This window comes from Yersinia aldovae 670-83 (assembly GCF_000834395.1).
Taxonomy (GTDB): Bacteria; Pseudomonadota; Gammaproteobacteria; order Enterobacterales; family Enterobacteriaceae; genus Yersinia; species Yersinia aldovae.
Genome location: NZ_CP009781.1, coordinates 20,868 through 40,461 on the forward strand (window position 1 = coordinate 20,868; position 19,594 = coordinate 40,461).

Here is a 19,594-nt window from a genome sequence, read left to right on the forward strand (position 1 = left end):
CTTAGTTATGTGCGTCTTTGATCTACTTTTGTGGGCAGGTTCACACAGTCGTTATCGATGGCGTCAGTTGCTTGGCTATGGGTTGGTAGGTTGACGATAATGCGAGTGCCTAAACGACGTTGCAATTGCCAGTCTCCGCCGAGCGCTCGTACCCGTTCTTCCATCCCTCGTAGCCCAAAGCCACCCCCCTGCGGCTGAATCGGTATCCCGATACCGTCATCTCGCACATCCAGGGTGATAAGGTTATCGGTCTGACGCAGGCTAACCTGAATATTTCGTGCGTTGGCGTGTTTACTAATATTGTTTAGCAGCTCTTGCACCAGCCGGTACAGCGTAAACACCACTGCGTCCTCGATATGCGTGGCGGGTAAGGCGTAATCCAGTTGGAAGTTGATACCTTGTTCAGCAAAAGCATACTCTTCGGCCAGATGGCACAACGCCTGATCCAGTGGCATCTCATCTAGTACCGGCGGGCGTAACTGGCGCAATAGCTGGCGGGTGGTTTGGTGGATGCGTTGCGACAAACTGCTGATTTGGTCCGCAGCAGATTGTGCCGCCGGTGTAGGGGTGCTGCGGTTGACCAGCATCGCCTGAATCTGAATGGCGGTGATGTTCTGGCCAATTTCATCATGTAACTCGCGGGCAATCTCTTTGCGCACATCTTCTTCGGTATGTACCAACCGCTCCATCAGTTTGCGGCGAGTTTGCAGCTCGTGTTCCAACTGATTGCGATAACGATGTAGCCGTTGGGCCAGTTGTTGTTGGCGGCTGATGGCGATCCCCAATGTTAGCCCTAACAGTGCCTGAGTGGAGAGGAACAATTCCAGTTCGGCTAAGTCATCAAATGCGCCGCTGGCCTGACGGGTCATGGTAATCATCAGGCTGCCTAATACTGCGGCTAAAACCCCACCTTGCCAGCCAAATTTATAGGCCATAAACACATTGGGTAGAAAAACAAAAATTAGCAGTAAGCGCTCCATATTCGGCGCAATAGCCACTTGTATACAGGCACCAATGGCAAAAATAAGCGAACACCAAACCAGCAAGGAGGTGCGCAGTGGTGGGTCAGGCATCTGTTGTGGGAATAGATTTCTAATATGCTGTTGCTTTAGATATTCGTATATTAAATAAGTAAACGGAACCAGCAGAATACCGCCAGTAAAGGTGGCTAACAGCGTTTGTGTTAAGGGTAACGGCAGCCAAAAAACCAGCAAGCCATGCAGTGAACTGTTTGCTGCCACCGCTGCCAACAAAAGTAGCAAGCGCTGCCAGTAAAGGGTGTAATGATGCCAGAAACGCTGGGCAAACCAGGCGGGGAGCAAACTAAGACAAGGTGACAGCACGATCATAAGCTGAGTTTGTAACTGCTCGCTATATAGCCACCCTAACATGGTCGCTTCGGCCAGTAAAAGCACGGGCCAATAGCGGCGTGGTAGCAAAATCATCAGTGCTAACCGCAGACCTTGTGGCAGTAACAAAATGGCATGTAGGCCATCATTACTGAGATAAAAGCTGATGGTCCATAGCGCCAGCCAACTGAGAGAAAAGAAGATGGCCAGAAATAGCGATAATCCGACAGACCGCAGTTGCCACATATCAGTTACCGGCCAGTAGCTGGTGTTGCAGCGCGAAATGCACTAATTCAACTGTGGTTTCGCAATTCAGTTTGCCCAGAATATTGGCCCGATGCACATGAACGGTTTTGTGACTGAGCAGCAACTGTTCGGCAATGTTTTTTACACTTATTCCATTGATCAATAACTGGAAAACCTCTTTCTCACGCGGTGTCAATATTGCCAGTTGTTGCGGCTGTTGTGGCATGTGGCGCAGCGCACGTAAGGCATCGGCACACAGATAAAGGCCGCCGCCATTAACGGTTCGTAACGCTTGCACCAGCTCATGTGGCCCACAGCGTTTGGTCAAATAACCGCTCGCTCCGGCATCCATAGCACTTTGCACAAAGGCGGTAGTGTCATAAATACTTAGAATAATGGCGCGAAAATGAGGCATTTTTTGGCGTAAGCGCTTAAGCAGGCTCAGCCCGCTTTCATCGGGCATTGAAATATCCATCACCGCAACATGTACATTTTTGTCGGGCAGTTCCATCCATGCCTCTGCCGCTGAACCATATTCGCCAATAATACAAATATCATTTTCCAATGATAACAACTGGGCAAACCCGGAGCGGACAACAATATGGTCATCAATCAATGCAACATTTATCATGATTTTTCATTATTACGGAACATCGCAGCATGATGCTTATCTATCTTTGCTTGAGCAATCATTGTTGTCAGAAATGTAAGAGGCTTAACAATTGTGAGGCAAAAAAAGAGGAAGCAGGGGATTATGACGTAAGGAAAGCACGCTCCACCAGGGTGATGTGGAGCGGATGCCAGTGATAATTTTATGAATGCACTGGCTTATGGGGCGATTGACGTTATAAATTACGCAGACTAGCCCGCTTTTTTGGCTTGGTAAATACGCTGTGGTCTGCCGACTTTTCCGTAGATAATGGCGGCCTGTAAAGCTTGATTCGCTGCACAGAATTCCAGATAGCGACGCGCGGTAGTACGGCTTAGCCCCAACGCCTGAGCTACATTTTCAGCGGTATATTGTGCTGTACTCTCACTGAATAATGTCTGGATTTTGTCCAGTGTTATTTGGTCGATACCGAGTGGCAAAGCGATTTTTTGTTCGCCACGGGCATAGGTATTGTACATTTCATCAATTTGGCGCTGATTGACTTTCGTGCCGTCCTGTAACACTTGGTGGCGGCGGCTATAACGTGCCAGTGACTGTTCCAACCGTTCGTAGGCTACCGGTTTAATCAGGTAATCAAACACACCATAGCGAATAGCTTCCGATACTGTTTCGCTGTCACTGGCTGCGGTAACGAAAATAATGCCGCCAGCAAAACCCTGTAGGGTAAGTTCACGTAGCAATTCCAGGCCACTACCATCGGGCAAATAGTTATCTAACAGAATCAAATCAGGCTTAAATCGTGCCACCATACTGCGGGCTTGCTGTAGATTACCCGCCAGCCAGACTTCGCGGCAGTTGTTGCTCTGTTTGATAAACTCTGCGTGCATCTCTGCCAGTGGCGTTTCATCTTCAACCACTAAAATATTAAGCCATTCCATTGGGTCTCCTATCTTTGAGATCAACGCGTCTTCGGAATAAAGACCGTAAATAACGAGCCGCTCGGGGGATTCTCTTCCACCGTAATCGTCCCGCCACTTTGCTGAACATAGGTGGCGACCAGGTACAGGCCGATGCCGTGTTCATCTGAATTTTTGGTGCTAATACCGCGTTCAAACAGACTGTCTTGCAATTGTGGGCTAATACCACAGCCGTGGTCGGCAACCTCTACAATCAATTCATTGCCTTCGTCAGACAGATAAATCTCAACCTGCTGGCCGCCGCCGGGATTTTTTAGACTGGCTTCAAAGGCATTATCCAATAAGTTGCCGATAATTGCCGCCAACTCATTCTCACCTATCGTCGGCGGCAGTATGCCCAACTGACAGCCTGGAATAAAGTTCAGGTTCAAACCTAACTCTTTGGCACGATGGTATTTACCAAATAACAATGCGGCAATCTGCCGGTTACTGAATGCGGTACGTAGCATATCAATCAGCGCCTGATGTGATGATGATTCGGTTTTTACCATCTCCAAGGCCCGGTCAAATTCCTTCATTTGCAGCAACCCGCTCAGTGTCGACATCCAATTTAGGTGTTCGTGACGAACTGTACGCAAATTTTCGACATATTGTTTTATCTGGCTAAGTTGGGCACTCAGCGTATGGATGTCATCCTGACTACGGAAACTTACCACCCAGCCTTGAAACACGCGGTCTTCTGACCAGATGCCCGCGCGGTTGGCGATAGTATTCAGGCCATTGAAAGTACACAGTTCGTCTTGACGGTTATCACCGGTTTGATCAAGAAAGAAGTTAACTGGCGAGACGACATCGCTGACTTTACAGCCAATAAGTTGTTGTGGTGTGGCTGAGATATTCAGCATTTTACGCGCATTCGGGTTGATTGCCGTGATCCTACCCTCAGGATCAACGGCCAGCAGTCCTTCAAACACCGCGCCGAATAGCGCTTCTTGCTGGCGTAGAACGCGAGCTATCTCTTTGGGTTCCATTCCCATCATCTGACGGCGAATATGATGCGCAAATAGCCAGGAAAGAAACATCAGCACCACCAGCACCATAATAAAAGAGTGGGTGAGTGGCAGCAGATAAATCAGCCGCCAATGGTCTATTTTACTGATCAGGTAACCTAAGGAAACGACCCCGATGATCTGCCCGTTTTCATCGCGGATCGGCGTTTTGGCTCGCATCGCTTCCCCCATCGAGCCTTTACCGAAAATAATATAGCTCTCACCCCTTTCCAGTGCTCCGGGTTTGGTCCATTGCATTGGGTAGCCAATCATCTGTGGATTAGGGTGATACAGACGAATGGACTGTGTATCGCCAATAACAAGGTAATCAAGGTCTGAGGTATTACCGAGCCGGCCAACGATTTGTGCTAACTGGGCTTTATCGCGATGTTTGACAGCGACCACCACCGAATCCATTGCCGCGATAATTTTGGCCTGATTCATCGCAGTCTTACTGACTTGATCCAGTAAATACTGTTCAAAACTGTGACTTAAAAAACGGTCCAGCGCGCCGACCAAAATGATCGAGACGGTCAATAACAGTAGAAATATGCGCAGTGGGAAGGCGATATTCTTCAGGCAATTCCACTTCAGGCCACGCCATTTTAATTTACGTAATGTAGAAAAATGTGAAGAAAACAGAGCCACACTACTCACCTTAATTAACATATTAATCATTATCACTGTCATTAACATAAGTTAATTCAAGAAATAATAAAATAGCTAAGAGAAATAAAAAAATATAATAATAATTAAGAAAATTAAAACCATTAAATAACTTATATTTACTCTGTTATATGTGAAATAGGTCAATTAAACCGGCTGTTTTTATGTTTAGCATGTGTTTATAAAATAATCTCAATAAAAATAAACCCATCAGGCGTTTGTTTTATCTTGTTGTTTTTATGTAAATTTTATTTTGGAATAAATTAATTTGTTATCGATAAATTTATTCTAATACTTGTTTTTTATTTGTTATGTAAACGTTATGGCAGAGAGTGATTTATGGATACGGTATTTAGCCGCGTTAATCGTTCAGACCACCGGCGAATTGCAGAAATAACACGTTTTCTACGTGATAACGATTTGAATATAGATACTACCGTCGAGGTGTTTATTACTGTTAGCCATAATGAAAAACTTATCGCGTGCGGCGGTATCGCAGGCAATATCATCAAATGTGTTGCTATCAGCGAGCAAGTCAGGGGGGAAGGGCTGGCGTTGACGTTAGCCACTGAATTGGTCAACCTGGCCTATGAACGCCATCACAGTCACCTGTTTATTTATACTAAAACTAAAAACGAGAGTTTATTTAAGGCATGTGGCTTTTATCCGATCGCCAGTGTTCCCGGTATTGTCGTCTTAATGGAGAATAGCGCCTGCCGTTTACAGCGCTATGCGAAACAATTAAGTCAGCTACGACAACCATGTCAGAAACAACCACATTCGCTACAACCATCTGACCAGAAAATTGGCAGTATCGTGATGAATGCCAACCCCTTTACCCGTGGGCACCAATATTTGGTTCGTCAGGCTGCGGCGCAATGTGATTGGCTGCATCTGTTTTTGGTGAAAGAAGATAATTCTCGCTTCCCTTATGAAGACCGGCTGCAATTAGTGCTGCGTGGAACGCGTGATATCACCAATCTCACGGTACATCCTGGTTCGGAATATATGATCTCCCGCGCTACCTTCCCGTGCTATTTCATAAAAGACCAGGGGGTGGCAGATGACTGCTACACCGAAATCGATCTGAAGATATTCCGTCAATATTTGGCTCCTGCCTTGGGGATAACGCATCGCTTTGTCGGAACAGAGCCATTTTGTTCTGTAACCGCAAAATATAACCACGATATGAGCTATTGGCTCGAAACCCCACTATTACCATCGCCGCCTATTTTATTGGTAGAGATCGAGCGCCTTAAATACCACAACACCGCGATTTCTGCCTCTTGGGTGCGCAAATTACTGGCTCAAGGCGACGGCGACACTATCAGCAAGTTGGTGCCGCAGGCGACCGGTGAATACTTACAGCAGCTATTGGCGCAACGCCCGAAAAAGGCGGTCAACCCAGACGAAACCCTTATTGCGGTAAAGAATCCAGCCCTGTTTTAGCAAATTAAAGCAGGGCTAACGTCATGTGTTCAGCTCCGCCCATGTGCTGATATCAACTTAGACGACCATAGAATTTGAAGACAAGTTAATCAGGTGAAACATGAAAATTATCAGAGAAGCCGTCGCCGGTACGCTGGAATCAAGCGACGTGATGGTGCGTATTGCGCCATTAAATCCACCCGAAATCGATCTGCAAATTCACAGCAGTGTGGATAAGCAATTTGGTGGTGCTATTCGCTACAGCGTATTGGCTGTGCTGGAACAGTATCGGGTGAGCGGGGTGCAATTAATTATTGATGATAAAGGCGCACTGGAATGTGTGTTGTTGGCTCGGCTGGAAACTGCACTGCTCAGAGCCTGCGATGAAAAAATTCTGCCGTGGAGAGCGCAATCATGAAACCTGAAATGAAACACAGAATGCGCCGCAGCATGTTGTTTGTTCCCGGTGCGAATGCGGCAATGGTAAGTAATTCATTTATTTATCAGGCTGATGCGCTGATGTTTGACCTGGAAGATTCAGTCATTCTGCGCGAGAAAGATGCCGCTCGTCGCTTGGTTTATCACGCGTTGCAACATCCGCTTTATCAGGATGTGGAAACCATTGTTCGTGTCAATGCATTGGACTCAGCTTATGGAATGGCCGATCTGGAAGCGGTGGTACGGGGGGGGGCCGATATCGTTCGCTTGCCAAAAACCGATAGCGCACAAGATGTCGAAGATATGGCGCGGGAAATCAGCCGTATTGAGTCTGAATGTGGGCGTGAAGTGGGCAGCACCGGGTTGTTAGCGGCGATTGAGTCAGCGCAGGGGATTACCCAGGCACTGGCAATCGCTCAGGCTTCTCCACGCTTGATGGGTATTGCATTGGGCGCTGAGGATTATGTCCGCAATTTGCGCACCGAACGCTCGCCAGAAGGTATCGAGCTGCTGTTTGCCCGCTGTTCAATTTTGCAGGCAGCCCGCGCGGTTGGGATTCAGGCTTTCGATACCGTCTATTCCGATGCCAATAACGAGGCCGGTTTTCTACAGGAAGCGGCGTTAATCAAGCAACTGGGATTTGATGGTAAGTCGTTGATTAACCCACGACAAATCGAGTTGTTGCATAACCTTTATGCCCCAACGGAGAAAGAAGTTCGCCATGCCCAAGCAGTGGTTGATGCGGCGCAGGCCGCAGAAGCTGAAGGACGTGGGGTGGTTTCACTCAACGGCAAGATGGTGGATAGCCCGGTTATTGAGCGGGCGCGATTGGTTCTGCAACGAGCAGTCAGTGGCCTGCGTGAGGAATAAATGATGAATCGGCAACAACGAGTAGCAACCTTAAGCCACCGTCAGGATAACGGCCCGGCTTATTCATTGTATCAGAACAGTTCTAAGGCCAATTTGCAGGCGAAAAAGCCGCGTGACATCAAGCTGTGCGACTCGCTGGAAGATGTTATCCGGCGCTCAGGATTGCAAGATGGCATGACCATCTCCTTCCACCACGCTTTCCGCGCCGGTGACTTAACCCTCAATCTGGTGATGGGTGTCATTGCGGATATGGGCTTCAAAAACCTACGACTTGCCTCCAGTTCCCTGAGCGACTGCCATTCGCCGCTGGTGGATCACATCCGTAACGGCGTCGTTAGCGAGATATATACTTCCGGCCTGCGCGGGCCGCTGGCGGAGGAAGTCTCGCGTGGATTATTGGGTAAACCCGTACAGATTCATTCACACGGCGGGCGGGTTAACCTGATTGAGTCGGGCGAGCTGACCATTGATATTGCCTTTATTGGCGTACCGGCTTGTGATGAATTTGGCAATACCAATGGTTTTAGCGGCAACGCCTGTTGCGGCTCATTGGGCTACGCCAAAGTTGATGCCGAATACGCGCATTGCGTGGTGCTACTGACCGAAGCGCTGGTGGCTTATCCGCATCACCCAGCGAGCATTACGCAGGATCAGGTTGACCTGATCGTATCGGTTGAAAAAGTGGGGGATGCCGACAAGATAGGCGCTGATACTACCCGAATGACCTCCAATCCGCGTGAGTTATTGATTGCCCGCCGTGCTGCTGAGGTGATTGCCGGTTCCGGCTATTTTGTCGATGGATTCTCTTTGCAGACCGGGACGGGTGGCGCGTCGCTGGCGGTAACCCGTTTCCTCGAAGATAAAATGCTACGGCGCAATATCACGGCGGCTTTTGCCCTCGGTGGCATTACCTCAACAATGGTGGAACTGCATGAGAAGGGGCTGATTACCAAGCTGTTGGACGTGCAAAGTTTTGACCGACAGGCGGCCTCTTCGCTAGCACGTAACCCGCAGCATATCGAAATCAGTGCCAATCAGTATGCCAATTTCAGCTCGAAGGGGGCATCGGTTGACCGGCTGGATGTGGTTATCCTCAGTGCGCTGGAGATTGATACCCGTTTCAATGTCAATGTACTGACCGGCTCTGACGGCGTGCTGCGCGGTGCTTCGGGTGGTCATTGTGATACGGCAGCGGCGGCGCGCCTGTCAATTATTGTCGCACCACTGGTTCGTGGGCGCATTCCAACGCTGGTTGATGAAGTTATCACCTGTGTCACTCCCGGTTCCAGTGTGGATATTTTGGTCACCGATCATGGTATTGCGGTTAATCCGGCGCGCCCAGAACTGGCGGAGCGTTTGCAACAGGCGGGTTTGCCCATCGTGACCATCGACTGGCTTTATCAGCGCGCGCTACTGCTGACAGGTGTGCCACAACCCATTGCGTTCACTGACAGGGTCGTCGCTGTGGTGCGCTACCGCGATGGTTCAGTGATTGATGTCGTTCATCAGATACAGGAGTAGCCGATGAACATTATTTCCCCTGAATTATCAGCCAACCGGCCTATTAGTCTGCCGGAGTTACTGACCAGTCGTGAGTCTCGCCAGGCGCGGCAGCAAGCGTGGCTGGCCCGTCATCAGGTCACACTGATTTCCTTAACACTGGTGGCTCCGGGGGCGGTGAAAGATAACCCATTGACCCGCAAGCTGTTTGCATTGGCATGGCGCGCCATTAGCGCACTGAGTCAACAACAGTATTGGCCGGTATTGCAGCAGGAGATTTTTCCGCTGCCGACCGGTTGCGAAGGCTTGATAGCGGTTGATTTGCCCGCGGAACAGGTGAAAGACGCGGCGTTATTACTTGAATTAAAGCATCCGCAGGGCCGGTTATGGGATATCGATGTGCTGGATGCGGGCGGGCAAATCTTATCCCGCCGTGATTTAGGTTTGCCACCGCGCCGCTGTTTGCTGTGCCACCGCCCGGCCAATGTGTGTGGGCGGGCCAAAACTCACAGTATCGATGAACTGTTGCTTCAAATGGAGTTGATGCTCAATGCTACAACTGCACCTCACTGATCCGCAGCGCTTAACATGCACTTTGGCCAACGTATCTGGCTTTACCCACGGCCATTTTGCTCAATACTATGGTGCACTGGCATATCAGGCGATGCTGGCGGAAGTCAATTTAACCCCTAAACCTGGCTTAGTTGACCGCTTTAACTGTGGCGCACATCGGGATATGTCGCTGGTGGATTTTTATCACAGCGCCGACGCCATCGCACCCTGGCTCCCACGCTTTATTGAGCAAGGTATCAATTATTGTCATCTGAGCGGACCGGCGGCACTGAACAACCTGCGACCTCTGGGGCTGGCATGTGAAAACAGTATGTTCCGCGCCACTGGCGGCGTGAATACCCACAAAGGCAGTATCTTTTCGCTGGGATTGCTCTGCTGTGCGCTGGGGCGGCGCAAAGCTCGTGGCGAAGGGATCGATGCTGCTGCGGTTTGTCATGAGGTGGCGCTTATGTGTTGTGGATTGACGGAACGTGAGCTTCGTCAATCCAACCCGCGACAAACGGCGGGCCAGCGCCTGTTTTACCAATATGGCCTGACCGGTGCGCGTGGCGAGGCTGAATCGGGATTCGCTACGGTGCTAACCCATGCTCTGCCCGCCTATCGGCGGTTATTGGCTGACGGGGCGCAACCTGACCATGCCTTATTGCACACCTTGCTTCTTTTACTCTCCGTCAATAGCGATACCAATGTGGTCGCGCGCGGTGGTATCAAGGGTTTGCAGTGGCTACAGCAGCAGGCGGCAACCATTCTGGCTTCACTCCCCGCGACGGGGGGGCGCTCCCCGGTCGCCCGTGCACAAGTACGCGTGTTTGATGCCCAATGTATCGCCCGTAACCTCAGTCCGGGCGGCAGTGCTGACCTGCTGATCCTGACCTGGTTTCTGGCGCAGTTCCCTCATCATTTCCCCCACAAAAATAATAACGGTGTTATTGAACCAATAACAGCTCTAGGAGTATCTCTATGTTGAAGTCGCAAGAGAAAATATGGAAAGCGATAGCGCCTTTTTTGGTGCTGGCCATACTGCTGTTGATCCCAACCCCAGAGGGGATGCCACCACAAGCCTGGCGCTATTTTGCCATTTTTGTCGCGATGATTGTCGGTATGATTTTAGAACCCATCCCAGCGACCGCGATAAGTTTTATTGCAGTGACCATTTGCGTTTTAACCTCTGATTGGGTGCTATTTAGTGCCGCTGAAGTGGCGGACACCAGTTTTAAAGGTGGTAAAGAAGCGCTGAAATGGGGGCTGGCAGGGTTCTCCAGTACGACTGTCTGGCTGGTATTCGGTGCATTTATCTTTGCATTGGGTTATGAAGCCACCGGATTGGGCCGTCGGATAGCCTTGTTTATGGTGAAGTTCATGGGCAAACGTACCCTGACTCTTGGTTATGCCATTGTCATAATTGATATTTTGCTAGCACCGTTTACCCCATCGAATACTGCCCGTACCGGTGGCACGGTGTTCCCGGTGGTGAAAAACCTGCCGCCGCTGTTTGACTCTTTTCCTAATGATCCGTCGTCACGGCGTATCGGCGGTTATTTGATGTGGATGATGGTGATCGGAACCAGTATCAGTTCCTCCATGTTTGTGACCGGTGCCGCGCCTAACGTGCTGGGCATTGAATTTGTCAATAAAATAGCCGGTGTTCATATTGGCTGGATGCAGTGGTTCCTGGCATTCCTGCCGGTTGGGTTAATCTTACTGATTGTCGCACCGTGGCTCTCTTATGTGCTGTATAAGCCGGGCGTGACCAAAAGTAATGAAGTGGCTGCCTGGGCGCAAACGGCGTTGACAGAAATGGGGGCGCTAACCCGTAAAGAGATGATATTGATAGGGTTGGTACTACTCAGCCTGTGCTTGTGGGTATTTGGCGGCGCATTCATTGATGCTACCGCTGTAGGTTTATTAGCGGTATCCCTGATGTTAGCGCTGCATGTGGTGTCGTGGAAAGATATCACTAAATACTCCAGTGCCTGGAATACGCTGGTTAATCTGGCAACTTTGGTTGTTATGGCAAATGGCCTGACCCGTTCCGGATTTATCGACTGGTTTGCCAACACCATGAGCACCCATCTGGATGGCTTCTCACCGAACATGACTGTCGTGGCGCTGGTGCTGGTGTTCTATTTCTCCCATTATCTGTTTGCCAGCCTGTCAGCGCATACCGCGACCATGCTGCCAGTCATCCTGGCGGTAGGCAAAGGGCTGAGTGGCGTGCCAATGGAGCACCTCTCCATGCTACTGGTGTTATCCATCGGGATTATGGGGGTTCTAACGCCATATGCCACCGGGCCGGGTGTGATTATTTACGGCTGCGGCTACGTGAAATCAAAAGATTACTGGCGTTTAGGTGGGATCATGGGGGTGCTCTATATCTCCATGTTACTGCTGGTGGGCTGGCCAATCATGAGCTTGTGGTATTGATCCAAAGGCAGTAATAAGGAGGCGGGCCGGTCAGCGGCCCAACTCATCAGTAGCGGGTGAAATGCCTTTCGATATTGTGATGAGATGGCTTAACAACTACTATGAAAGGCGATTAATTAAGATAATTAGGATAGCGCGTGACGCCGGTATTTATCCGTAACTTTACCTTTGCAGCACTGCCCGCCAACGGTTTAAATCATCAACCGCCATTTCATGGGCTTTTAGCAAAATGTGATTTTGATATCAATGAATACCGGGATGAGCTGTTTGCCGTTTATGGCATTCACTTTCCTGGTCGTTTGCAAAAAGCGGTCACTAAACGGCGGGCCGAATATCTGGCGGGGCGTTTTGTTGCCCGTCAGGTATTAAATTTATTGGCGGTTCGCGATTATCCGTTAACCAATGGTGTGGATCGTGCCCCTGTGTGGCCGGCGGGCTTAATTGGCAGTATCAGCCATAATAGCCAGCGTGCTATATGTGCCGCCCAAATTATCACACCGGCAATGGCGTGTTCAGTTGAACCCCGCAGCGTGCATGGTCTTGGTTTGGATATTGAGGCCCTGATTGCAGTCGAAAGAGCGAAAGATCTGTGGCCCGGTATCCTCAGTGAGGATGAATATCGCCGCTTACAAGAAGGGCCGTTGCCCTTTAATCAGTTACTGACGCTGGCTTTTTCAGCCAAAGAAAGCTTGTTTAAAGCGATATATCCACAGCTAGGGCGCTACTTTGATTTTCTTGAAGCACGTTTTTTGAGCTATTCACTTACCTCAGGGTATTTCGAATTACAGCTATTACGTGAACTGAGTGATGATTTCCCCGCAGGGCGCTGCTTCACCGGCTGCTTCAGTATGAGTGAGGGTGATATCCAGACATTTATCGCCTATTAGTCTGTTGGATTACAGCATTTTTCATCATTTTCATCATTTTCATCATTTTCATCATTTTCATCTTTTTAAATTGGAAACTTTCACGGAGATAAGCTAAATATTTTGCTACCGACTCTGTTTATTTGATAGGACATCATGAAATATATAGTGCTATTGATTTTCATCTTGTGCGTAGCCTATGTGCATTTTCGTGGGAGGGTTCGTTATCCGTTCTGGCGTCAACTCTCAGATCATTCAACATTTGTTTCACCAATCAATGTCTTTATGTATCTCTTTTCGCGCACCCCCACGACGCCCTATTTAAAGCCGGATCTTTTCCCTGAATTGGAGGTACTGCGTGAGAACTGGCAGCAAATCAAGGATGAGGGCAAAGCGTTGATGGAGGTTCAGCAAATTAAAGCATCGGATAAATATAATGATGCCGGTTTTAACTCTTTTTTTAAAACTGGCTGGAAACGATTCTATCTGAAATGGTATGAAGACAGCCATCCATCAGCCATGACACTTTGTCCTTATACCACAGAGCTATTACGCGGATTACCGTCAGTCAAAGCCGCGATGTTTGCCGAATTACCCGATGGTAGCCGTTTGCCAAGGCACCGTGACCCCTATGCTGGCTCACTGCGTTATCATCTTGGTCTTATCACACCGAATGATGACCGCTGTTTTATTGATGTGGATGGCACTCCCTATAGCTGGCGTGATGGTGACGGAGTATTGTTCGACGAAACATATATTCACTATGCAGAAAATCAGAGTGGTCAAGACCGACTTATCCTGTTTTGTGATATTGAACGGCCAATGCGTTATCGATGGGCACAAGGCGTTAACCATTGGTTAGGGCGGAATCTCATGAGCGCCGCCACTGCACCAAATGAAGAAGGGGATCGTACCGGTGGTGTTAATCGGGCATTTAAATACATCTATGCGGTGCGTAAGGTGGGTAAACGGCTAAAAGCCTGGAACCGTAGGATTTATTATCTGATTAAATGGTTATTATTTGGTGGTATCGCCGCGGTGATTTTTTATGCGCTGTGAAGCCTGATGAGTAAAAATAGATTTTCAAATAGCGAGAAGCCCGCTTAAATTCCCTCCAGCGGGTTTTTTATGCACTAATACCGCCTGCTGTTGTGGGCTGAGTTCGACCACACAACCTCTGCTTCTAACAAGCTCTTCTTTTCTGGTAAATAATCAAAATATTAATTAAATTTTTAATTTCATTAAATTAATTTTTTGAAATTAAAATGTCGATTTCATCACAAAAAAAGAAAACTCTTTCATCAGTCATTTTTTGCTAATTAATGAGTAATCATACAATTACTCTTGAAATATTCTTTATATTCAATGGCATGAATTTATATTATGCTATGTAAAATAAGATTACTGATGTTTCAATTTTTCTTTTAATGAAATTTAAATATTAAAATGTGATCTTTATGGAATTTTAATTTCAACTTAGGTGGTATGTTGTTTACCGATAGGTTGCATGTCTGTGTGCTGCCAGTTCTGGATAGGCAAAGGCAGATAGCGAATCATTCATTGATAGCCTTTTTCGTATTTTCAGGAAGGCAGGATGAGTAAGTCAGGGCGGTATTGGCTAGCAGCGGTAAGTTTAGTTTAAGAATAATGTTAGAGGAGGACGCCAGATAACCACAATTTAATAAGGAATTTAGCATCACACTCTGTAATAAAGTTTATTTGGCTTCAACAACTGCATTTATTTAATGAATAAATCAGAGTGTCAAAAAGTTCTTCATCACTGCACTGTTTTAGGTGGCGGAGAGTTGCTTTTTTTTACCCCTTTTTGGCATTAAATGGATAATCAAATAAAAAGGTAACGCTATGTCGTTAATGATGAATCTCAATGTGCAGCAGAGAAAACGATTACATCAAATAACATTAGTCGCTACATTTGGTGGCTTGCTTTTTGGTTATGATACGGGTGTTATTAATGGTGCTTTTTCATCTCTGAAAGAGAATATGGCGCTGACACCCATGACCGTAGGGCTGGTAATGAGTGTGCTCTTGGTCGGAGCCGCTATTGGTAGTATTTTTGGCGGGAAACTGGCTGACTTTTTTGGTCGCAGAAAATATTTACTCTATCTCTCCTTTGTGTTCTTTTTTGGCGCATTATTATGTGCGATCTCGCCTAATATCACCTGTCTCTTGATTGCACGATTTCTACTTGGCTATGCCGTGGGCGGGGCATCAGTCACGGCACCCACGTTTATATCTGAAGTTGCGCCAACTGAGATGCGGGGCAAGCTGACAGGATTGAACGAAGTGGCTATCGTCATTGGCCAATTAGCTGCATTTGCCGTAAATGCTGTCATCGGTATTGTCTGGGGGCACTTACCCGAAGTCTGGCGTTATATGTTATTAATTCAGACTATCCCGGCAATTTGCTTGTTAGTTGGAATGTGGCGTTCGCCAGAAAGCCCCCGTTGGTTGGTCAGCAAGAATCGTCGAGAAGAAGCCTTAGCTATTTTAAAACAAATTCGGCCTGAGCATCGTGCTATTAAAGAATTTGAAGATATCGTGACGTTAATTGATATAGAAAATGAAAAGAAATTGTACGCTAAGAATGACTTGGCTATTATTTTCCAAACGCCTTGGATCTTAAAATTAATCTTGGTAGGTATAGTCTGGGCTGCATTGCAGCAAACTACCGGGGTTAACGTTATCATGTATTATGGTACGGAAATTCTCAATACCGCAGGGTTCTCTGAGAGAATGTCACTGATATGTAATGTACTAAATGGCGTCTTTTCTGTCGGTGGTATGGTGGTTGGTGTTATGTTCTTGGTTGATCGTTTTAAACGAAAGACACTGATTATTTATGGTTTTGCTCTGATGGCAACACTACATCTGATTATTGCTGGTGCAGATTATTACTTGGTTGGTGAAGTCAAGGCTACGGTCATTTGGTTGCTGGGGGCATTATTTGTTGGTGTGATGCAAGGGACAATGGGCTTTCTGACCTGGGTCGTACTGGCTGAACTTTTCCCCTTAAAAATTCGTGGGTTATCTATGGGGATCTCGGTATTCTTCATGTGGATCATGAATGCGATTGTCAGCTATTTATTTCCGGTGCTTCAGGCGAAACTAGGCTTGGGGCCTGTCTTCCTGATATTTGCGCTCATCAATTACCTGGCGATAATATTTGTTGTCACCGCTTTACCAGAAACATCCAATAAATCATTAGAGCAATTAGAGGAAGAACTGTCTGCGGGGAATTCATAACATCATATGCGATAACATAAGTTATATCGCAAAGAGGACAGGCAATGATAGATACTATAACTGTTGAAAACCTACACTTAGGATGTCAGGCAAAAAACAAGGCTGACGTTTTATCTATGGTAGGCAAAGAGTTCAAGGCGAAAGGTTATATCAGCCAAGACTGTGTCTCATTTCTCAATGAGAGAGAGCAACAAGTCTCTACATTCTTGGGAAATGGTATTACCTTGCCCCATCTTCCTAAATCAGCCACAAACATTATCCTTAAAACAGGTGTTGAGATTTTTCAATTCCCTGATGGCGTCATCTGGGATAGAAGCAACGTGATGTTTATTGCTATCGGGGTTATTGCTAAAGAAAAAGAGCATATCGATGTACTAAAAGATATTGCGTCGATTTTTAGCGATGAAATCATCGCAAATGCACTGTCATTAATCTCAAGCAAACAGGATTTCCTGCGTATTCTGAATCGTAAGTAGTGATGGATGATGAAATAACAAAAAAGCCGCTTAAGTTTCCTTAAGCGGCTTTCTTTAATTTGGCTCCTCTGACTGGACTCGAACCAGTGACATACGGATTAACAGTCCGCCGTTCTACCAACTGAACTACAGAGGAATTGTTCCAACGGGGCGCATGATATCCAGCACGCCGGATACTGTCAACGCTAAATTAGGCTATTATGTTTGACTGCTCAGCATCTGAACAGATGTGCTAAAAATAACGACATAAACCGAGTGAATCCAAGAGATCCTATTATTTATCGGTGCGTTCTAGTCGCAAGCCCCTTGGCAATTAATCAAGCCGTTATGTATTTTTAAAATTTTAACTCTCCGCCAGTTGAGTCTCTAAGCGTTTTAATCTGGTTAACGGGTCCTGACGGTAGAATGCGCAAAAATGTTGATAGACAGTAGGGAAGCGACCCTCCAATAATTCTGGTGCGCTGAAAAAATACTCTGAGAGTACGGCAAAACATTCAGCCGGATCACTAGCAGCGTAGGCATCCATGCTAGCCCCGTCGATACCGACTAAATCTATCTCATCTTGAATAGAGTCCATCGCCTTATGCAGGTCATATTCCCATGCGGCCACATCGCGCATGGCAATAGGGGGAACTCCATTTGAATTACCGCCATTGCGCATATCCAGCTTATGAGCCGCTTCATGAATGACCAAATTAAATCCCGATAAATCAAAAGAGTCTTGAATATCTTGCCAATTCAGAACGATCGGCCCTTGTTCCCAACTTTGGCCCGATTGTATGCTTTGACCAGAATGCACCAGCCCAAGGTCATCTTGCCAATCATCTTCCACGACAAATGGCGACGGGTAAATAAGCACTTCATGGAAACCATCCAACCACCTGGCACCCAACTCCATAACAGGCAGAGCAAAGAGTAGCGTGAGCCGAGCTTGCATTAATGGGGTCAATTCCAACCCTTGCAAAGGCACGAAACGCTTTTGTTGCAGTAACTGGCTGGCAACAGAGACAAGGCGTTGCAGTTCCTGCTCATTCAATGGAGCCAATAGCGGTATATTCAGGGCTTCCTGCCACTGTGCCAGTATTTCTGCTTGCGGTTGATTTGCTTTCCACAGCCACTTAATCATCAGGTTGCTCACAAAGTGATAATTCGAACGTCTAAAGCAGGAAGGTGTTGCTGCCAACATGCCGCAAAAGAGGGCATGTTGGCAACCATTATCATCGAAATTTGCCGCACGGTTTAATGAGGCGGCGTTTAACCGTGGAGGGAGTAACCTCTTTGAGAATGGAATCCTCTCTACATAATTATTCAAGCACTTATAGGAAATTCTTTCAACGATCCCTATCACATTTGGTATTTGCCAGCCCTTTGAATGCAGGCGATTATCACCAGTGACATAGCTTCTTCGATTGTAATGTTGGTGACACTGTAGAAGGTATATGGAGTACGGCCTTTTTCTGACGATGGCATAGATACTATTGTCAGGTGTCATTGGATTATCCGAACCAATACCTGTTGGATGAACTATCGTGCCGCCGTGGGCAGCATTCTAATTTGTTGGAACCACTAAACGGTGATGCATGACGGGGAAAAATGTTTAGCCGTAAATTAGGTGTTCATGTTGAAGTATATTGATCTTTATGTGTATTCGTAGAAGGACAAAGTAAACATGAATTAACCTTAATAAACATCCAATATTATAAAAAGGATGATGACACAATTATGTTAATTAACATGCTTACTATTAGTTTGGTTGTCATTTGCTGGGCGGAAAATAAAAATATGCTTAGATTATAAGTGTCAATATTAATATTTCTTTGTATTTTTATTTTGATGTTTTTTAATTGTATGATTTATAGGCTTTTTTTATATCCTTTCCTGTGGGGGGAAAGAAATAAACGTTTTTCCTTATGATTATCTCACCATATAAACTGCTTTTTTATGTAAAAAACACGACTTATAGATGATTTTTAGCTTAAAAAACATATCATTTTCATACCTTAATCTTGTTTTCGTAGGAATATTCCTACCCCAAGTCAGCCTGTGTTCTGATATACAGTCAAGTTAATAAGATGTTTAATCGCCACATAAATTTTGAATTCATTTTTTTATTTTTTGTTAATAAATTGTGGTTGAATTCAATTTCCGGACTTAGTTTCTGGTCCATAAAAAATCTTTTTTTACTCAGTGATAAATATTTTATATAAGGATTATTAAATGAAAAAGCAACTGGCTAAAATTACTGTATTGTCTTCTTTAATTTTAGGTATTAACGTTGCCAATGCAGCAGCACCAACCGCAGAATTAAAAGTAACGGGTACTTTGACAGTGCCAAGCTGCACCGTTGTTGCTCCAGCGAATGGTGTTTATGATATCGGTAAACTCTCTTCTTCTTTAGTTAAGTCAGGTACAGCGACTACTGTGCTGGCCCCGATCACCAAGTCCTGGACAGTAAACTGTGACGCCGATACTTACCTGAACTTTACTCCGGTAGATAACCGCGCAGCAACGTCGAGCGCAGTTGCTACGACTAACTTCGGTTTAGGGACTGTGAATACTACCGGTAAAATCGGTTACTACACAGCACAAATCAAGAATGGTAATGTTGATGGTAAAGCATCTAGCTTATTTACCTCTGCAACATCAACATTTACTTTGACCCCAACTGCGAACCTGACAACCGGTATGCGTACTGGCTGGTCTTCCGCAGCCAACACGCAGAGTACGGGTAAAATATTTACTGCTGATATCACTGTAACACCTGTTTTGGCCGGCACGACCACGATGGCCGGTCCGATCACTGAAGACGCAGAGATCGATGGTTCAATGACGATGAACTTTGCATTCGGTATCTAATGACTGCATAGTTTTTTTAACTAAAGAGCGTCATTTTTTAGTGATAAATTAATGCGCTCTTT

The 19,594-nt window shown here is 46.6% G+C and carries 17 protein-coding genes and 1 tRNA gene; 12 read left to right on the top strand and 6 right to left on the bottom strand.

The genetic code is table 11. From position 1 onward, the window contains the following. Positions 1-5: 5 nt before the first annotated feature. The 4 genes from uhpB to dpiB form a co-directional block, all read right to left on the bottom strand. Positions 6-1,595 carry a signal transduction histidine-protein kinase/phosphatase UhpB gene (uhpB, locus tag AT01_RS00090; RefSeq protein WP_042545606.1) on the bottom strand — a complete coding sequence of 530 codons (1,590 nt, stop codon included), beginning with the start codon at positions 1,593-1,595 and terminating at the stop codon, positions 6-8. 1 nt (position 1,596) lies between these two features. Continuing rightward, entirely contained in the window at positions 1,597-2,226 is a 630-nt protein-coding gene (locus AT01_RS00095) for a response regulator (protein WP_004705207.1), read from the bottom strand. A gap of 230 nt (positions 2,227-2,456) precedes the next feature. Continuing rightward, a complete protein-coding gene (dpiA, locus tag AT01_RS00100; RefSeq protein ID WP_042545607.1) occupies positions 2,457-3,143 on the bottom strand; it encodes a two-component response regulator DpiA in 687 nt (228 codons plus the stop codon). 20 nt (positions 3,144-3,163) lie between these two features. Continuing rightward, the gene (gene dpiB / locus AT01_RS00105) at positions 3,164-4,840 is read right to left on the bottom strand and encodes a sensor histidine kinase DpiB (protein ID WP_455685147.1); all 1,677 of its coding nucleotides are present in this window, start codon (positions 4,838-4,840) and stop codon (positions 3,164-3,166) included. 336 nt (positions 4,841-5,176) lie between these two features. Between dpiB and citC the strand changes: the two genes are divergently transcribed. From citC to AT01_RS00160, 11 genes are all read left to right on the top strand, one after another. After that, entirely contained in the window at positions 5,177-6,286 is a 1,110-nt protein-coding gene (citC, locus tag AT01_RS00110) for a [citrate (pro-3S)-lyase] ligase (RefSeq protein WP_004705202.1), read from the top strand. 100 nt (positions 6,287-6,386) lie between these two features. Then, positions 6,387-6,683 carry a citrate lyase acyl carrier protein gene (gene citD / locus AT01_RS00115; protein ID WP_004705200.1) on the top strand — a complete coding sequence of 99 codons (297 nt, stop codon included), beginning with the start codon at positions 6,387-6,389 and terminating at the stop codon, positions 6,681-6,683. Continuing rightward, positions 6,680-7,573 (top strand): citrate (pro-3S)-lyase subunit beta, encoded by an 894-nt coding sequence (gene citE / locus AT01_RS00120; RefSeq protein ID WP_042545608.1) that lies wholly within the window; start codon positions 6,680-6,682, stop codon positions 7,571-7,573. Before citD ends, citE begins: the two co-directional genes overlap by 4 nt. 3 nt (positions 7,574-7,576) lie before the next feature. Continuing rightward, positions 7,577-9,094, top strand: coding sequence for a citrate lyase subunit alpha (gene citF / locus AT01_RS00125; protein WP_042548433.1), 1,518 nt, complete (start codon positions 7,577-7,579; stop codon positions 9,092-9,094). A gap of 3 nt (positions 9,095-9,097) precedes the next feature. After that, positions 9,098-9,646 (top strand): citrate lyase holo-[acyl-carrier protein] synthase, encoded by a 549-nt coding sequence (citX, locus tag AT01_RS00130; RefSeq protein WP_042545609.1) that lies wholly within the window; start codon positions 9,098-9,100, stop codon positions 9,644-9,646. Further along, positions 9,624-10,613 (top strand): triphosphoribosyl-dephospho-CoA synthase CitG, encoded by a 990-nt coding sequence (gene citG, locus AT01_RS00135; RefSeq protein ID WP_042545610.1) that lies wholly within the window; start codon positions 9,624-9,626, stop codon positions 10,611-10,613. Before citX ends, citG begins: the two co-directional genes overlap by 23 nt. Further along, a complete protein-coding gene (locus AT01_RS00140; protein WP_042545611.1) occupies positions 10,607-12,070 on the top strand; it encodes an anion permease in 1,464 nt (487 codons plus the stop codon). The genes citG and AT01_RS00140 overlap by 7 nt, the downstream gene beginning before the upstream one ends. A gap of 137 nt (positions 12,071-12,207) precedes the next feature. Beyond that, positions 12,208-12,957, top strand: coding sequence for a 4'-phosphopantetheinyl transferase family protein (locus AT01_RS00145; RefSeq protein WP_042545612.1), 750 nt, complete (start codon positions 12,208-12,210; stop codon positions 12,955-12,957). A 135-nt stretch (positions 12,958-13,092) separates the two neighbouring features. Then, positions 13,093-13,995 carry a lipid A hydroxylase LpxO gene (gene lpxO, locus AT01_RS00150; protein ID WP_042545613.1) on the top strand — a complete coding sequence of 301 codons (903 nt, stop codon included), beginning with the start codon at positions 13,093-13,095 and terminating at the stop codon, positions 13,993-13,995. Positions 13,996-14,799: 804 nt separating this feature from the next. After that, the gene (locus tag AT01_RS00155; RefSeq protein WP_042545614.1) at positions 14,800-16,200 is read left to right on the top strand and encodes a sugar porter family MFS transporter; all 1,401 of its coding nucleotides are present in this window, start codon (positions 14,800-14,802) and stop codon (positions 16,198-16,200) included. Between the two features lie 44 nt (positions 16,201-16,244). Next, entirely contained in the window at positions 16,245-16,676 is a 432-nt protein-coding gene (locus AT01_RS00160) for a PTS sugar transporter subunit IIA (RefSeq protein ID WP_042545615.1), read from the top strand. Between the two features lie 60 nt (positions 16,677-16,736). Here AT01_RS00160 and AT01_RS00165 read toward each other — a convergent pair. Then, a tRNA-Asn gene (locus AT01_RS00165) sits at positions 16,737-16,812 on the bottom strand. A gap of 207 nt (positions 16,813-17,019) precedes the next feature. Further along, positions 17,020-17,802 carry a DgsA anti-repressor MtfA gene (gene mtfA, locus AT01_RS00170; RefSeq protein WP_042545616.1) on the bottom strand — a complete coding sequence of 261 codons (783 nt, stop codon included), beginning with the start codon at positions 17,800-17,802 and terminating at the stop codon, positions 17,020-17,022. Positions 17,803-18,893: 1,091 nt separating this feature from the next. On the opposite strand from mtfA, the gene AT01_RS00175 reads away from it, so the two are divergent. Continuing rightward, a complete protein-coding gene (locus AT01_RS00175; RefSeq protein WP_004701065.1) occupies positions 18,894-19,532 on the top strand; it encodes a DUF1120 domain-containing protein in 639 nt (212 codons plus the stop codon). Positions 19,533-19,594 lie beyond the last annotated feature (62 nt).

Excerpts from the sequence above, each read along its gene's own strand:
- uhpB (WP_042545606.1), bottom strand. The coding sequence starts at position 1,595 with ATGTGGCAACTGCGGTCTGTCGGATTATCGCTATTTCTGGCCATCTTC.
- AT01_RS00095 (WP_004705207.1), bottom strand. The coding sequence starts at position 2,226 with ATGATAAATGTTGCATTGATTGATGACCATATTGTTGTCCGCTCCGGG.
- dpiA (WP_042545607.1), bottom strand. The coding sequence starts at position 3,143 with ATGGAATGGCTTAATATTTTAGTGGTTGAAGATGAAACGCCACTGGCA.
- dpiB (WP_455685147.1), bottom strand. The coding sequence starts at position 4,840 with ATGTTAATTAAGGTGAGTAGTGTGGCTCTGTTTTCTTCACATTTTTCT.
- citC (WP_004705202.1), top strand. The coding sequence starts at position 5,177 with ATGGATACGGTATTTAGCCGCGTTAATCGTTCAGACCACCGGCGAATT.
- citD (WP_004705200.1), top strand. The coding sequence starts at position 6,387 with ATGAAAATTATCAGAGAAGCCGTCGCCGGTACGCTGGAATCAAGCGAC.
- citE (WP_042545608.1), top strand. The coding sequence starts at position 6,680 with ATGAAACCTGAAATGAAACACAGAATGCGCCGCAGCATGTTGTTTGTT.
- citF (WP_042548433.1), top strand. The coding sequence starts at position 7,577 with ATGAATCGGCAACAACGAGTAGCAACCTTAAGCCACCGTCAGGATAAC.
- citX (WP_042545609.1), top strand. The coding sequence starts at position 9,098 with ATGAACATTATTTCCCCTGAATTATCAGCCAACCGGCCTATTAGTCTG.
- citG (WP_042545610.1), top strand. The coding sequence starts at position 9,624 with ATGCTACAACTGCACCTCACTGATCCGCAGCGCTTAACATGCACTTTG.
- AT01_RS00140 (WP_042545611.1), top strand. The coding sequence starts at position 10,607 with ATGTTGAAGTCGCAAGAGAAAATATGGAAAGCGATAGCGCCTTTTTTG.
- lpxO (WP_042545613.1), top strand. The coding sequence starts at position 13,093 with ATGAAATATATAGTGCTATTGATTTTCATCTTGTGCGTAGCCTATGTG.
- AT01_RS00155 (WP_042545614.1), top strand. The coding sequence starts at position 14,800 with ATGTCGTTAATGATGAATCTCAATGTGCAGCAGAGAAAACGATTACAT.
- AT01_RS00160 (WP_042545615.1), top strand. The coding sequence starts at position 16,245 with ATGATAGATACTATAACTGTTGAAAACCTACACTTAGGATGTCAGGCA.
- mtfA (WP_042545616.1), bottom strand. The coding sequence starts at position 17,802 with ATGATTAAGTGGCTGTGGAAAGCAAATCAACCGCAAGCAGAAATACTG.
- AT01_RS00175 (WP_004701065.1), top strand. The coding sequence starts at position 18,894 with ATGAAAAAGCAACTGGCTAAAATTACTGTATTGTCTTCTTTAATTTTA.